Origin of the sequence: Coprococcus hominis (ex Arizal et al. 2022), from assembly GCF_040094675.1 — a bacterium.
GTDB lineage: Bacteria > Bacillota > Clostridia > Lachnospirales > Lachnospiraceae > Coprococcus_C > Coprococcus_C hominis.
Map to the genome: position 1 here is coordinate 51,057 of NZ_JBBNHG010000041.1, position 16,188 is coordinate 67,244.

11 protein-coding genes and 2 pseudogenes are annotated in these 16,188 nt (G+C 48.0%); 2 read left to right on the plus strand and 11 right to left on the minus strand.

Features of this window, described 5'->3' with window-relative positions; translation table 11 throughout:
- Window positions 1-12: 12 nt before the first annotated feature.
- Window positions 13-1,827 carry an FHA domain-containing protein gene (locus AAAT93_RS13130; protein ID WP_118671276.1) on the minus strand — a complete coding sequence of 605 codons (1,815 nt, stop codon included), beginning with the start codon at window positions 1,825-1,827 and terminating at the stop codon, window positions 13-15.
- A gap of 28 nt (window positions 1,828-1,855) precedes the next feature.
- The gene (gene mltG, locus AAAT93_RS13135) at window positions 1,856-2,992 is read right to left on the minus strand and encodes an endolytic transglycosylase MltG (RefSeq protein WP_021984929.1); all 1,137 of its coding nucleotides are present in this window, start codon (window positions 2,990-2,992) and stop codon (window positions 1,856-1,858) included.
- Window positions 2,993-3,119: 127 nt separating this feature from the next.
- On the opposite strand from mltG, the gene AAAT93_RS13140 reads away from it, so the two are divergent.
- Complete coding sequence (locus AAAT93_RS13140; protein WP_021984928.1) at window positions 3,120-3,638, plus strand: peptidylprolyl isomerase; 519 nt, start codon at window positions 3,120-3,122, stop codon at window positions 3,636-3,638.
- Between the two features lie 69 nt (window positions 3,639-3,707).
- Here AAAT93_RS13140 and AAAT93_RS13145 read toward each other — a convergent pair whose 3' ends face one another.
- From AAAT93_RS13145 to AAAT93_RS13180, 9 genes and pseudogenes are all read right to left on the minus strand, one after another.
- The gene (locus AAAT93_RS13145; RefSeq protein WP_118545623.1) at window positions 3,708-4,469 is read right to left on the minus strand and encodes an amino acid ABC transporter ATP-binding protein; all 762 of its coding nucleotides are present in this window, start codon (window positions 4,467-4,469) and stop codon (window positions 3,708-3,710) included.
- A 10-nt stretch (window positions 4,470-4,479) separates the two neighbouring features.
- Window positions 4,480-5,115, minus strand: coding sequence for an amino acid ABC transporter permease (locus AAAT93_RS13150; RefSeq protein WP_227573261.1), 636 nt, complete (start codon window positions 5,113-5,115; stop codon window positions 4,480-4,482).
- A 129-nt stretch (window positions 5,116-5,244) separates the two neighbouring features.
- A pseudogene (locus AAAT93_RS13675) lies at window positions 5,245-5,763 on the minus strand (transporter substrate-binding domain-containing protein); the annotation flags it as partial.
- 201 nt (window positions 5,764-5,964) lie between these two features.
- Window positions 5,965-6,705, minus strand: a pseudogene (locus AAAT93_RS13680) (amino acid ABC transporter substrate-binding protein); the annotation flags it as partial.
- Window positions 6,706-6,803: 98 nt separating this feature from the next.
- Window positions 6,804-10,253 carry an immune inhibitor A domain-containing protein gene (locus AAAT93_RS13160; protein WP_227573184.1) on the minus strand — a complete coding sequence of 1,150 codons (3,450 nt, stop codon included), beginning with the start codon at window positions 10,251-10,253 and terminating at the stop codon, window positions 6,804-6,806.
- Between the two features lie 135 nt (window positions 10,254-10,388).
- Complete coding sequence (locus tag AAAT93_RS13165; protein WP_227573185.1) at window positions 10,389-12,158, minus strand: InlB B-repeat-containing protein; 1,770 nt, start codon at window positions 12,156-12,158, stop codon at window positions 10,389-10,391.
- A gap of 123 nt (window positions 12,159-12,281) precedes the next feature.
- Entirely contained in the window at window positions 12,282-13,148 is an 867-nt protein-coding gene (locus AAAT93_RS13170) for a response regulator transcription factor (RefSeq protein WP_227573186.1), read from the minus strand.
- Window positions 13,099-13,809, minus strand: a complete 711-nt coding sequence (locus AAAT93_RS13175; protein ID WP_227573187.1) for a hypothetical protein — start codon at window positions 13,807-13,809, stop codon at window positions 13,099-13,101. Before AAAT93_RS13175 ends, AAAT93_RS13170 begins: the two co-directional genes overlap by 50 nt.
- Window positions 13,810-13,838: 29 nt before the next feature.
- The gene (locus AAAT93_RS13180) at window positions 13,839-14,639 is read right to left on the minus strand and encodes a YesL family protein (RefSeq protein ID WP_227573188.1); all 801 of its coding nucleotides are present in this window, start codon (window positions 14,637-14,639) and stop codon (window positions 13,839-13,841) included.
- A gap of 274 nt (window positions 14,640-14,913) precedes the next feature.
- On the opposite strand from AAAT93_RS13180, the gene AAAT93_RS13185 reads away from it, so the two are divergent.
- Window positions 14,914-16,173 carry a diaminopimelate decarboxylase gene (locus tag AAAT93_RS13185; RefSeq protein WP_195541616.1) on the plus strand — a complete coding sequence of 420 codons (1,260 nt, stop codon included), beginning with the start codon at window positions 14,914-14,916 and terminating at the stop codon, window positions 16,171-16,173.
- The last annotated feature ends 15 nt before the right edge of the window (window positions 16,174-16,188 follow it).

Sequence of the window (16,188 nt, forward strand, 5' to 3'; positions counted from 1 at the left end):
TAATCATCCTAATTAGCGAATCTTAAATGTAAACTCTTCATCTGCAAGTCTTACGAGAGAATCATGTGTCAGAATTTCTTCTACCCCATCCTCTACACGCTTTCCATTCACATATGTATGATTCGTAGACTTGTTATCTTTGATATAACATACCCCATCTTTTTGAATGATAAATGCATGCTGACGGCTGATCGCTCCATTTCCGCCAACGGTATAGTCCACGCCTCTGGTTGCCTTTCCGATCTTGAAGATCGCCTTGTTCAGCATGATACGCTCTTCTGTACTTACACGGATCAGATATGGCAATGCTTTCGGCGAATTGGTTGCTGCAGTCGCTGCACTCACAGCACCAACGGCATCTTTTACAAGCTCTGTTACAGATTTATTCAAAATAGATGTACTCTTTGGCTTCTTGTCCTTTTCATCGTCCTTTTTCTTCTCAATGTTCATGTCATCGTAGATATCCTCGATCACAGGCACCTTGATGTTTTCTGTCTGTCCGCTTGTCGGTTCTTCGTTTTGTACGGTTGTTTCCGGTTCAGCAGACTCTGCTGTCTCAGCTGCTGCTTCTGCCTCAGCTGCCTCCATCTCAGCCTCTGTCTGCTGGATGATTGCCGCACGGTTTACCTTTACCACATTCCGCTTAACCACAGGTGGCTTGTCTAAGAAATGATCCAGATCTTCCAATGTCTGGATATTCTTGGTTGGCTGTGCTGTCGGCTTTGCAGATGGAACTTCTCCAACCAGCTCCTTGATCCGATCCTTGATCAGGTTGATATCGGATTCCTTCTTGTTTGTCTTTAACTGCAGCTTCTCGCCACCATTTGTTGCCCCCTCTGGCTTCACCTGTGACAGGATCTGCTCTGCAGCTGGGGAAACCTCTGGTTTTTCTGCTACTGGTTCCGGCTTTGGTGCTTCCTGCTTTTCCATCACTGGCTTTGGTGCCGGTGCTTCCTCGACAGGTGCTGGTGTCTCCTCGACAGCCTCTGTCGGTTCTGCCACCTTCTCCTCTACCGGTGTTTCTTCTTCCTTTACCTGCATGCCAGCTGGAAGGATACTTTCCAGTTCTTCCTCTTCCTTTACAGGTTCCTCTGCTTCTTCCTCTTCGTCTTCTTCATCGTCGCCGATCTCCGGAAGTGGTGTATCATCCTCTTCCTGCAGGCTATTCATGATGTCGCTGATATTTTCTGCCGGTGCTTCTTCCTCTGCACTTACAACTTCTACACCGTCTGCATCAATGGCTCCAGCCTCCTCGAAGCTGATTCCTTCCTCTTCCATCAACGCCTCTGCAAGTCCGATCAAGCCACGCAGATTGAAGTTATCTCCATTGATATACGTGAGGAGCTTACCAACATAATTCAGATCCTCTTCCACATCGTATTTCATGTTCGCAAGCAGCTGGCGTACAAAGCTCTTGAATTCTACAGAAAGTGCGCCCTTGCTTTCGATTGGCAGGCACAGGAACTGTACTGTCTTCTTCTCAGCATCCACGTAGATAAATCCACGATTCAGCAATACATACGAAAGTGGAATCGCCTGCTCCTTCAAGGAAATCATCTCCTGTGCGACATTCCGCAGGATGAGCAGTACGCTCTCGCAATCATGCTCCTGCGCAATGTACTCCTCCAGAGATGTCTTGCCCGTAATCTGGTAGGTCAGATAATCATAATCGTCATCTTCTTCATAGATAATCTCTATCAGTTCTTCCGGCGCATTGTCCTGACAGTAATCCAAAACATCCTCATCTAACTCACAATCCTCGCCCATTGTGTATGACAGATATTTTTCTTCGCCGATGTTTCGCGCCCTAAAATTAAAAGTTCTCATAACGTCCCTCCTAATACATTATTTATTCCTATTGTGATTCTTCGGTTGTCGATTCCTCGGTGGATGCTTCTCCATCCGGTGTCACGCCGTTTGGTCCACCAATAATCTGTGTATCTATGTGATCTTCATAGTTTTCTGTAAAGATATGTGTACCTGCATCTTCGTCGCCAACATGGTAATACAGGTAATTATGCTCTTCCGGATACAATACTGCCTGGATACATGCCAGTCCCGGATTACAGATCGGACCTACCGGAAGTCCGGCATTCTTATAGGTGTTGTATGGAGAATCCAGTTCCAGATCCTCGTACAGAACCTGACTCTTGTCATACATTCCATCGGTCAATGGATATAAGACAGTCGGACACATCTGCAAAGGCATTTCTGCTTTCAGACGGTTGTTGATAACACCTGCAATCGTCGCACGTTCTGAATCCACCTTTGCCTCACGTTCTACAATGGAAGCTCTCGTCACAAGTTCAAATGCACTGTATCCAAGCTCTGCCGCACGATCCTGCAGTTCCTGTGTATAGTAGTTGTCGAACGTTCTCAACATATAATCGACTAATGATTCCGCTGTCGTCGACTCATAAATATCGTAAGTTGCCGGGAACAGGAAGCCCTGTACCTTATAATTGACATTGGCACCTGCCGGTATGTCTGCCAGATATGCAAAATCAGATTTCGTAACCGATTTGCATGCATTTAAAAATTCAGTTGCAGAACAGATTCCCTGATCTTCGCACCGCGCTGCTATCATCTCTACCGTAAAGCCCTCTGGCACAACCAGATAATCGACTGGCTGATCTTCCTCGAATGTCGGGCTCATGGCTGCCATCATCTGCAAGGTTGTCATACCAGTATTCAAGGTGTATGTACCACCATGCAGCTTGCCACGGTACTCAGAGTCCTGCAGACGCTTTGTAAATGCACGCGGATAATTGATCAATCCATTGTCCTTCAGGATCTGCGCGATTTCCTTGACAGATGCGCCTTCCGGAATCGTAACAGTTACATCTTCGCCCTGTGTCGACTCCGTTCCCTTGTATTCGTCCATATAATCATCGTAATAGGTTCGTATATGTTTATAGGTCATATTGGCAAGTGTGACAATCGCCACCAACAATATGATTCCCTTCACGACTCGAATCACCGTTTTTCTCACTTTTCGTACCTCTTCTTTGCATTTTAGTTTACATAACTTTTTAAAAAATTACACACTTGATGTAATTTTACAATAATGGTATTATACTATCATCTTTTAGATAAAAATACAAGAAAGGATGATAAATTTGAGTAATCCAATTGTTACAATGACAATGGAATCCGGCGATGTTATGACGTTCGAACTGTATCCGGATATCGCACCAAACACAGTAAAGAATTTTATCTCTCTGATTAAGAAAGGGTTTTACGATGGATTGATCTTCCATCGTGTCATCAATGGTTTTATGATCCAGGGTGGCTGCCCGGACGGAAATGGTACAGGAGGTCCTGGATATTCAATCCGCGGCGAGTTCGCACAGAATGGTTTTGCGAATGATCTGAAGCACGAACCGGGTGTTCTTTCTATGGCACGTACCATGATGCCGAACTCCGCCGGTTCGCAGTTTTTCATCATGCACAAGAATAGTCCGCATCTCGACGGAAGCTATGCTGCTTTCGGCAAGATCGTGGATGGTCTGGATATTGTGAATAAGATTGCGGATGTTCCAACCGACTACATGGACCGACCGCTTGAAGACCAGCGTATCAAGACCGTTACCGTCGACACGAAGGGTGTCGAGTATGACGAGCCGGAGAAGATGTAATCTTCTTAAACGGACGCACAGCGTACAAAATAGAAATCCCCTGCAGACACACTCTGCAGGGGATTTTTTCTACATTTCTTGCATTTTCTTGAGGAATGCCTTGGCACGGTCAGTCTTCGGGTTGTCGATGACATCCTCCGGCTTTCCTTCCTCAACGATCACGCCGCCATCCATGAAGATCACGCGGTCGGATACGCTCCGGGCGAAACCAATCTCATGGGTTACGATTACCATTGTCATCTTCTCTGCGGCAAGCTCCTTCAACACCTTTAAGATCTCGGCGGTCAACTCCGGATCGAGTGCCGATGTCGGCTCATCGAAGAAGAGCATCTTCGGTTTTAACGCAAGCGCACGGGCAATCGCCACACGCTGCTGCTGTCCGCCAGATAACTGATATGGATAATAGTCGCCCTTATCTTCTAAGTTCATCTTGCGAAGCAGTTCCTTCGCCTCGGCATACACCTCATCCTTGTCACGCTTCTGCACGTGGATCGGTGCATCTGCGATATTCTTCAGCACGGAATAATGTGGGAACAGATTAAAGTTCTGGAATACCAGTCCGTAATAGCTCTGGATCTCCTTTAAGTCTGCCTTGTCTGCATAGACCGGAACGCCGCTGTCGGAATTGACCGCTTCCTTTCCGCAGTACACCATGCTTCCGCCGTCAATCTTCTCCAGCATTGTCATGCAGCGCAGGAAGGTCGATTTTCCCGAACCGGATGGTCCAAGAATTGAGATAACCTCGCTCTCAGCCACCGACATACTGATATCCTTCAACACTTCGAGATCATCGAAGCTTTTCTTTATATTTTTTACTTCCAGTAAGTTCATCGTAGCCCTCCTATCTATAATAATTCATGCGTTTTTCGATCTTCTCCATCACAAACGCAACGACAAAGTTAAAGATGTAGTAGAACACACCGGCGATAAACAGCGGCATAATCGTTGTCTGTGCGGCTGCCACCTGCTTGGCAAGTGTAAACATCTCCGTATAAGAAATTGCAAATGCAAGCGACGTATCCTTAACCAGTGTGATAACCTCGTTTGTGACAGAAGGCAGGATGTTCTTCGCCATCTGTGGGAACACGATCTTGAAGAACGTCTGGATCTTGCTGTATCCTAAGATCTTCGCTGCCTCATGCTGTCCCTGTGGCACTGCCTGAATACCGGAGCGGTAGATCTCTGCGAAATATGCTGCATAGTTTAAGGCAAATCCAATGATAACCGCCTGGAAACGATAGCTTGTCGTAAGCGTCGCGCCAAACAGATAATATGGTCCGTAAAATACAACCAAAAGCTGTAACATCAACGGCGTACCACGTGCGATGGAAATGTAGAACTTCACCAGCCAGCGAATCGGTGCAATCTTACACATTCTGCCTGCTGCAACCAGAAGTCCAAGCGGCAGGGAGAACAAAAGTGTCAGGAAGAAGATTACCAGGGATGCGAGCAGACCTTCTGCAAGCTGCTTTGTGATCGAGCAGAACTTATCCCAGAAGCTTGTGTTCTTCTTGCCTGTGGATGTGGTATCTGTCGCAGTTGCCGCAGCGGCATTTCCATCCTGTACCTGATCGTCCGGCGACAGGCAGATGGACTCCTCCAGTCCCCATTTCTCTGCGATCTCCTCAAATGTACCATCAGCAAGCATGTCAAGCAATGTCGCCTGTACTTTATCACGAAGCTCTGTATTCCCCTTTTTAAATCCGATTCCGTATTCCTCGGAAGACAGACGATCCTCGAGCATCATGAATTTATCCCCGCGGGATTCGATCTCGTAGTTTGCAACACCGATATCCATGCAGATCGCATTGACCGCGCCCGACTCCAGATTCATAAATGCACTGTTGTAATCGCCTACCTGCTGCAGTTCCTTGAATGTCTCTGCAAGCGCTTTATTCTCCTCGCTTGCATCCTCACCGGTGAGTGCCGCAAGTGCAGAGCTGTCTGCCTGCACGGCAACGACCTTCCCGGAAAGATCGGTAAGCTGTGTGATACCGGAATCCTTACGCACAACGACTACCTGCGAATTATCGACATACGGCGTCGTCCATGTATAGGCGTCTTCTCTTCCATTCATTGTAAATCCGTTCCAGATACAGCTGATCGAACCGGAATTTAATTCCATATCCTTCGAGTTCCACTCAATCGGCTGTTTCTTCAAGATCCAGCCGTTCCGGTCACATACCTCCTGTGCCAGATCCAGATCGAAGCCGACGTATTCGCCGTCATCATTTTTATATCCATATGGTGGGAACTCCGCATCGAAGCCGACAACAAATGTATTGTCATCTGCGGTTGTCTCTTCCTGCACCTCATCGTCTGCAGTCAGACAGATGGATTCCTCCAGTCCCCATTTCTCTGCAATCTCGTCAAATGTACCATCGGCAAGCATGTCAAGCAGCGTTGCCTGCACTTTATCACGGAGCTCTGTATTTCCCTTTTTAAATCCGATTCCATATTCCTCGGAAGACAGACGATCCTCGAGCATCATGAATTTATCCCCGCGGGATTCGATCTCGTAGTTTGCGACACCGATATCCATGCAGATTGCATTGACCGCGCCCGACTCCAGATTCATGAATGCACTGTTGTAATCGCTTACCTGTTGCAGATCCTTGAAGGTCTCACACAGTGCTTTATTCTCCTCGCTTGCATCCTCGCCTGTGAGTGCCGCAAGCGCAGAGCTGTCTGCCTGCACGGCAACGACCTTCCCAGAAAGATCGTTAAGCTGTGTGATGCCGGAATCCTTACGCACGACAACCACCTGTGAATTATCGACATATGGCTTTGTCCAAGTATAGTCATCCTCTCTGCCATTCATCGTGAATCCGTTCCAGATACAGCTGATCGAACCGGAATTTAATTCCATATCCTTCGAGTTCCACTCGATCGGCTGCTTCTTCAGTGTCCAACCGTTCCGGTCGCATACCTCCTGTGCCAGATCCAGATCGAAGCCGACATATTCGCCGTTATCGTCCTTGTAGCCATATGGCGGGAACTCCGCATCGAAGCCGACAATAAACGTATTGTCGTCCTCTCCGTCCGCCGCCCGTGCCGGTGTCTGCATCGATACAATCGGTCCAAGCAGCAGCGCCATCATCAAAATTGCGGTCACTAGCCGTTTCCATTTTGCGTTCATAATGTCTTCCTCTCCTGTTTTTCTATTTAATATGCAGAGATATAGGATCTTGCTGTACTGCCCGGAGCTGCCTGTCCCTTCGGTACAAGCCGGATCTCTATCCCTTCCAATCGTTTTGCATAGCCGGCGGTTCCTGCCGGTGCGCCGTTTTTCGCCCAGCCAAGCCAGCCGAAGCTCTGCGCATGCACACGATAGTATACATCATAATGCCGTTGCATATCTCCTGTCAATGCAATACAGATGGCTTCGAGTCTTTTTGCCTGCCCGGATGTGCCGCTCATCGTTCCATTTCTGCGCCATGCAGATGGATTGTTTGTCGGTTCCTGCCATCCGTAGCTCTGCACATGGGTTGTGTAGCAGATGCCGCCGGAATACGGTGCATTCGTCAGTTTGATCTCAATTCCTTCGAGTCGTTTTGCCTGTCCGGATGTGCCGCTCATCGCCCCGTTATATTTCCAGCCCTGCCAGCCATAGCTCTGCACATGGGTACGATATGTAACATTCGGGCTGTCCGCACCCGCGATCTGCGGATTCATGCTCTGTCCCGGCGCCGCGTAAAATGCATTCGCAAACTGCGATGCGATTCCCTGCATATTCCGGTTGAATCCCGCACCCTTCTTCACGACCACGATCTGAATGCCCTCCAGACGCTTCGCATAACCTGCGGTTCCTGCCGGTGCGCCATTTGCCGCCCAGCCAAGCCAGCCGTAGCTCTGCGCATGCACGCGGTAATAGACATCATATTTATCCTTGTCGGATCCGGTCAGTTGGATCTTGATTGCTTCCAGACGTTTTGCTTCCCCCTGCGTGCCGTTCATGTCACCGTTCGCAGACCAAGGCAGCCAGCCATAGCTCTGGCAATGCGTCGTGTACTGGATTCCTATACCGGAATTACCGGATACTTTGATTTCGATTCCCTCCAGTCTTTTCGCTTTTCCGGAAGTCCCGGACATCATGCCGTTCTGCCGCCAGGTGTTCTCCCATCCGAAGGTCTGGATGTGCGTGCGGTAAGACACCGTCACATCCGGCGTTACAACCGGCGTTGGGGTTGGCGTCGGCGTTGGTGCCTCCGTCGTGGTCGTAGCTGCCTCCGTCGTGGTCGTTGTCTCGCCACCTGTTCCCGGTTCTGGATTTGTTCCCGGATCTGGGTTTGTTCCCGGTTCTGGATTTGTTCCCGGATCCGGGGTTGGTTCCGGCGCCGGTGTGACTGTCACGCTCTTTTTCTTGATGACAAACGTCTTGTCTGCCCCACGCAGATACGAAACATACAACGTTCCATCCGCCGCACAGATCGTCTGCGATGTAGAATACGAATCGAGTGAGACTCCTTCCTGCGCAAATTGGTCATTTGCCACATCATACCGGTACAGATTGGTTGTCCCTGTATAGGCACCCGATGTGAGCACGAACAGTGTTCCCTGCCTGCACACCGGAACTACATCCGAGATTGTGCCATCTTTCATTTTTGAGCAATGCCATGCTTTTCCATCATACCGGTTGACAAGTATGCCTTCGCTGCATGTGGCAACATACAGGTTTTTCCCATCCGTTGCCATGCCATACGTGCTTCCTTTTGTCGCTGCATCACTCACTTCTTTGTGGTTTCCATTTGCATCCAGGCAAAATGTGTGAACCGCCATCGTCCCTGTATTCCGTATGGACGCATACATCGAAGAGCCTATCGAAATGAGCTTTGGTTGACCTGCAAAATGATTTGTCCCGGCGGTCGTGTAATAGCTTCCGAGATTGGTTGTCACGGACAAACTTCCGGCTTTGAAACATCTCGCATATGCGGTCGTATTGTTCTGCGTGTATACAAGATACACGCCATCTGCGCCAGCCTGCATATCAAAATCCGCAGCTCCAGCAATCGTCTGTTTCTCTGTCACGCGACTGCAGGATGCATCCAACTTTTCAATCTCTATCCCTGCTGCATCCGCATATGCAAAATAAAACGATCCATTGTAGGAACAGAGCTTTATTTCATTTCCATAGTTCTCGGAGATTTTCTGCTGATATAGTTTTTTCCACGTGTCCTGCTCACAGGAATATAGCGTAAGCGCTGCATCATCTTTCGTATACGTAAGCACGTACGGTTTCTGTCCGCAAAGCGTCATCGCTATCTGGTTCCATGCATTTTTGCTATTTCCGGCTACAGAGGCAAATCCACAATCCGTCCATTTCGCAGAGTCCGAAACCTTCGGGAAATCCACCTTTAAAGTAATCTGACTGCCCTTGGCACTGCCGACCTCACTGATCACGATTCCAGAATTCGTTCCATCTGAGAAAGTCAGTGCGCCATCGGAGAGACCTGCGGAAAGGTCGGATTTGCCGATGGTTGTCCGTCCTTCTTCTTTGGAAAGATATGCTTTATAGACGCTCTCTGCCATCTGGGAATATCCTGTCTGCCCCGGTTGCGGACGGAACACATACACACCGGTCTGTCCATACAGATTGCTTAAGCCTTCGACTGCCGGGTTGATCCGGTAGACAATCACGCCGGATCCTCCAATAAACCGGTCATAGCTGTCGAGACCCGTATCCTTCTTCCGGAATTCCACAACAAAAAGCTCCTGCTCATTGAGCGGTGATTTCAGAATATATGCCGGATGACCGTCCTGCTTATCCTGCGTGTCCAGTGTCAGCGTCTGCGATGTAGTAACCGTATCCAGCATAAGCCAGCCGCCCACTTTCATCCGCATATACGCAAGCGGATAAGACATTCCATAATCTGCGCCGCCCATGATATCCCAGTTCCCGACCGGATAGGTTCCATCACTTGTATAAAGATCCGGGAAGCCAAGTCCATGCAGGAATTCATGTGCGAGTACACCGGATTCCTGAGCCATCGTCGTATTGCCTGCACCTAAAAACTGTGGTGTATTGATCATGTTATAATGTCCGACTTCCTTCCCACCATATCGTAAGTTCTTATCTGTCGGATAAAATGCGTGATGCGCGACGAGTGAATTGCCGGATGTCTGGGATTCTTTCTCCGACTTCATAATGACAGTGAGATTGTCGATGTATCCATCTCCGTCATAGTCTAACACCTGCCCGGAAAGTGCCGGAATGTTCGCCAGGATTTCACTCACAATCGTCGTATCCATATTTCCACCTGCCTGCACAGAAGCTTCCGTAACCGAAAGTGCACAGGCAGAAAGTGTTGTGCCATCATCCTGTGGGAAATAATTTTTCACACGAAGTTTTCCATAGGAAACAGCAGACAGATAATTCGTGAAAGAACGGTTCTTTGCGCCATCATACAAACCTAGGATTTTCGCACGATTTGTCTGGAAATATGAAGCGCCTTCCGCATCTCCCTTAAAATATGCAAACACAACAACGTTCGCATAATCCTTTGCATCCGCTGCCCGCGCCATCGTCTGCGCGTTGTTCATCCCCCAGTTCGTAAGAAATAAAATCCCCGCCAGCAGGATTGCCAAGATGCGTCTCCCGTATCGTTTGTATGGCATATGTGTACCTCCCATTTTTTGTCATAGTTTCATTATATTGGAAAGTGTAAAAAATAACAATTAAAAAAGAAAAACCGCGTACAGATTTTTCTTCTCTGCACGCGGCACACACATTTTCCATTCAGAATGGAGGATTTATCTTCTTTTTCTTCGAATTACGACATACCCGGTCAGGCTTCCTGCCAGAACAAGCATCATCCCTGCAACCGGCATCGCATCTCCGGTCTTTGGCGAAGCTGTGTCATTTGTCTTTGCCGGTTTCGTATCCTTGGCTGCCGGCTTCGTAACATCTGTATCCGGCGCTGCCGGTGTCGTCGATGGTGTCGTTGTTGATGGTGTCGTCGATGGCTTGTCCACGCCTGCAGCCTTCGACTTCTTCACAATAATATAGGTTGAGAACTGATTTGTCTCGAAGGAAATCGTTCCCTGCTCGACCGTTGTCGAAAGCTCGGTCAGCTTGCCATTATGGTTACGCACAACCGTATAATCATAGTTTGCATCGTAATTATCCAGTGCGAGATTCAATGTGACCGGTTTCTCAAACTCTGTAATATTGTTTTCCCAGTTCGAACCATTTCCCTTACTGACAATCTGATCCAGCTTCAGATCGACTGCCTGTGCAGACTGCGCACCGGATACCAGCGCCTGTGCAGCCGTCGTGTCATAGCTCTCTGCATCCGATACCGTCAGTCTCAGATTGCCGCTTGCGGCTGCATTAGCACCATTGATAATGCTTGCAGCCTCAATCTGTTTGCTGTTTGAATTCACTGTATCCGATACCTTCGTGAAAAGCCCCTTCATATGAACCGGACTATTACCCATAACAAATGTAAACGTCGATGTCTGCGCATCATCCGGCTGCAAGGTCACGCCACCGTTCAACTGCAATCCTGCGACCTGATAGCCATAATCCGGAACAAGTTTAATTGTTACCTTCTTTCCCGCCGGAACCGCAATATTTCCGCCCTTAGCATCTCCCGGATTGCCTCCGAACAGAGTTGAAAAATCACTCACACCCTCAATCGCGGTTATCTGTGCCTTTCCATGTTCCAGATATGCGTCCGCACCGAAGGAATCGCTGTCATACGCCCAGGTTACTGTCAATGTCTCAGAATTCTTATCAATCTGGATGTGCGATTCACTTTCTCCTTTTTTTACTGCAAATGACCGTTCCCCGGAAGAGCCATTTGATGTGGTTCCCGGTGTAGTTATCGTATATGTTCCTGATGAACACATAACAGTAACTCGCGCATTCGAAACAGAATCCGCGAAACGATATGTTGACTGAGATTCCGGTGCCAAAGATACTTTCTGTTCTTTCATCAGGTTATCCATGGTTTGCGACCGAGAGTTTCCGGTATCATCAAGGTCCACATATATTTCGAAATTTTTATCCTGCGATTTCATATAATGATAGTAATCTGTATCATCTGCCCCTTTGAATGCATCGCCTTCTAAGATCAGGCAGATTGGCTGGTTACCAGCCGGTGGATTCGGATTACCCGGATTGTTACCACCACCCGGATTTGTGAAACAAGCTTCGAACTTCAATTCCGGCTGATTCGCGGAAGTTTCTACCGTATACACGTTATTGTTCAACGTTACTTGATTGCCATTCTCCACTAACTGTACAGTATATCCATCTCTCGGGAAAAGAGTAACTGTTACTGTAGTATTCTCTGGTACCGTTACATTATCCGCTGCCCCCGTCAAGCTTCCGTTTGATGTCGTAATCGTCATCGTTCCGCCATCATACGTGAACACACCATCCTGTACGCTGTTCCATGGCGTATGATTATCTCCTCTTACAATGCACTCTGCCGCATAGCTTCGCATCACCGGCAGATAGCTCACGATCAAAAGCAATGCCATCAGAAGCGGTAATAGTCTTTTCTTCCTGTTCATAGCTTTGTTCCTCCTCTTTCTTTTTGTTTTCATTTCAGCGAAAATGCCCATAAACTAAAATAACCATAGCAGATTTTCGCCTGCTATGGTAGTTGACATATGTCTCAAATGCACAAAAATACGCTATTTTTCAGGGTTCCACCCATAATAGAACTGAATCAGCCCCATACGTGCCTTCGTCGCGGTCTTCTCATTCATATTCGAGATGTGACGATAGATTGCTGCCCGGGAGATACCAAGTGTATGTGCAATATCCTGTACATTTTCACCCGAGGAAAGCAATGCCCGGAGCACTTCCCGCTCCCGTTCCGTCAAGCTGTATTGTTCGCCGAAGGCTGTGAATTTATCCGTCGTGGACAGATCGGTCTGCTTATCCTCCGGTTTTGCTGCCCCGCCTGTCTGCTTATTCTCCGCTTCCGCTGTCCCGCCTGTCTGTGGCATCAATGCGGATGCTGCAGCTTCCATGCTTCTAAGCTCCATCCCTATCAGAATGTTCTGGTACGAAAACGCCAACACGCTGATCAGAAAAAAGAGAATGACCGCAACAATCATCACTTCATACCGCACAGAAGCGAATCCACCTGCCAATGTCATGATCATCAGCGCGCAAACATTATTCACAGCCCGGCCCAATCCGGCCCAGAGCTTCGGTTTCGCACTATGATAGGAGATATCCATAAATCCAACTGTAAAATATACCGAGAAAAAGCCTGCAGACAGATAAAATACAAGCAGCCCCAGCAGGAACGGTCCGCCAAACCCAATCACGATCACGCAGATTGTAGACAAAAGCGTCACGCAATACATAATCATATGCATCCATCTCCGACCGCGTATATCATACAGAAAGCCAGCCGCAATTCCACTTAACGCAAGCAGCAGGCGCGGCCATTGTCCGATATCCACGCCGCCCGATGCATGCACCGCAGTAACCGCATTGTCAAGCGTTGTAAATACAATCGTCTGGAGAAAGACAATTCCGATCAGCATAATCCCAACGTAAACAGAATATTGTATGTCCTTCTGTCCGGCAAGCCTCCTGCGATTGTCCGGCGATGGGATATCCACCCTCCTGCTCCTGACACGGAAGACTTCCCTTCCTGTCCGGAGTGCAAAGCACAAACAACAGATACCCGGTCCCTGCACACAGTGCAACCGCCTGGGTGTGATTTTCATGAATCATATTATTATTCAGAAACTGGAGGAAGATTCCCCCTGCATACGCAAACCCAACACATCTCGCAAGCATTGCACGATCATAAACCGAGTATGCCATCCGGTAATGTACACCAGCCCCAACCACGCCCAGCAGGAAAAACAGTACTCCGCCCGCGATCATCATCTGCACATATCCCGCATGCAGGATAATACAGCCCATACACCCGGCTCCAATGCCGAACGCAAACAGTCCGGTTCCCCCGGTCACCCACGGACTCTTATCCGCGAAGAAACCGGAAATCCAGTTGTATAGCAGAAACCCGATTGCGCTTACGCCAAGCATCTGATTCTGCGCACGCACTACGCCTGATGCATCTGTCACGTACATCATACAATTATCAAACAGGTATTCCGTTCCCAGAAATGCGAAGAAAAATACCACAAGCATGATGATATTCACATATATAGTTTCTTTTTTCGCATTTGCCTTCATCGTTTCTATCCTTCCGGCTTCCCGGTGTTTTATTCCTCTGCACTTTCATCGTCGGCGTCAGTTTCTGTATCATTTGCAGGTGCATCATCCACCGTTTGTTCCGCATCGTTGTCCGTGTCCCCGGATTCCTCGTCCAAATCCTTATCAACCTCATGCAGCAATACGCTCTCATCATGTGCATGCAGATCTTCTTCCGGCAGGTATGGCTTGAAGCATCTGAGCATAATGTACGCCCACAGATATCCAACCGCACCGAATCCGATCAGCACATATACAATAATAGAAATAACAATGTCATAATAGAAGCACCATGCAATCACCAGATACGTAAGCAGCATCAGAAGTGTCATCGGGAAATTCTTGATACTTAGCAAAAATGCATTCCGAAGCTGCACCTTCCACGAATTATCGAACTTCGCCTGCAAAGCAAATGTATAGATAAACGTCATAACTGTCAGGGTAAGAAGCACGACACTCACGAACAAAAACGGCTTCGCGAGTGCATTTCCAGTTGCCTTCCACTGTGTCATCCAGAACCAGATATCTACCGACAGGATGAAAAATGCGACTAAAAAGAGCATCCACATACCGGTTGCCTGCTTGAAGTTCTGCTTGAAGCTCCGTGTATAGAACTTCCAGATATAACCATCATCACCGGAGATTCCTTTCATCGCTGTATAGTAAAGCGAAGTAAATGCTGTGCCGATCGTAATAATCGGGACGCACGAAAGCACAAAAAGAATGGATAAAAGCATCGCATCACCCACTCTGCTCAGCATCCTTATAAATATATTGTCGTAGTTCATTCCTGATTCGCCGTTATCTGCCATGTATCCAACACTCCTGTTTTCTTTTTATTTTATCCCGCCAACGAACTGCATCCTGTCCGCAGTCGTTTCCGGTATGTTCCTGCGTCGTATCCGCAATCATCTGCACCAAAACCGCACATAATAATTTATGATACCATCTTCGATATTTATTTTCAATTAGATATCAAGTTTTTTACGCCATTTTACTTGACAAAACGCAGTTTTACTTCTAGATTATAGAGAGCGTGAATAAAAAGGCTGATAAACAGAAACACCTACTACATATAGGAGGAATATCATGAAGACACCATTTGTAACGAAAGCACAGATCGAAGAGATCGTAAAGACATACCCGACTCCGTTCCATATCTACGACGAGAAGGGCATCCGTGAAAATGCAAGAAAATTAAAGCAGGCATTTGCATGGAACAAAGGTTATAAAGAATATTTCGCAGTCAAGGCAACTCCGAACCCAACCATCCTGAAGATCCTGAAGGAAGAGGGCTGCGGTACCGACTGTTCTTCTTATACAGAGCTTCTGATGTCAGAGAAAATGGGCATCACAGGTTCCGACATCATGTTCTCATCGAACGACACACCAGCTGAGGAATTCGTTCTCGCAAAGAAGCTCGGTGCAAACATCAACTTAGACGATTACACACATGTACAGTTCCTAAAGGATACATGCGGTGTTCCGGAGACAGTATTCTGCCGTTACAATCCGGGCGGAACCTTCTCGATCTCCACAACCATCATGGACAATCCCGGCGATGCCAAATACGGCATGACAAAAGAGCAGTTGTTCAAAGCTTATACAGAGCTGCGTGACGCAGGTGCAAAGAAGTTCGGCCTGCATTCCTTCCTTGCAAGTAACACGGTCACAAATGACTACTACCCGACCCTTGCAAAGATCCTGTTCGAGGTAGCTGTTGAGCTGAAGGAAAAGACCGGCATCAAGCTTTCCTACATCAACCTGTCCGGCGGTGTTGGTATCCCTTATACACCGGATAAGGAAGGCAATGATATCCTGAAGATTGGCGAAGGTGTACACAAGGTATTCGATGAGGTGCTTGTCCCTGCCGGACTTGGCGATATCAGCCTGTTCACAGAGCTTGGCCGTTTCATGCTTGCCCCTTATGGACACCTTGTTACAAAGGCAATCCACGAGAAGCATATCTACAAGGAGTACATCGGCGTGGATGCCTGTGCGGTAAACCTGATGCGTCCGGCTATGTATGGTGCTTACCATCACATCACGGTCCTTGGCAAGGAAAATGCACCTTGCGACCACACCTATGATGTGACCGGTTCCCTGTGTGAGAACAACGATAAGTTCGCGATCGACCGCAAGCTTCCGAAGATCGACATGGGCGATTATCTTGTAATCCATGACACAGGTGCTCACGGCTTCGCAATGGGTTATAACTACAACGGCAAACTCAAATCCGCAGAGCTTCTGCTGTGTGAGGACGGCAGCATAAAGCAGATCCGCCGTGCCGAGACACCGGAAGATTACTTCGCTACGCTGGATGGTTTCTGGGATGTAGAGGTGTAAGAGCATATAAATAAG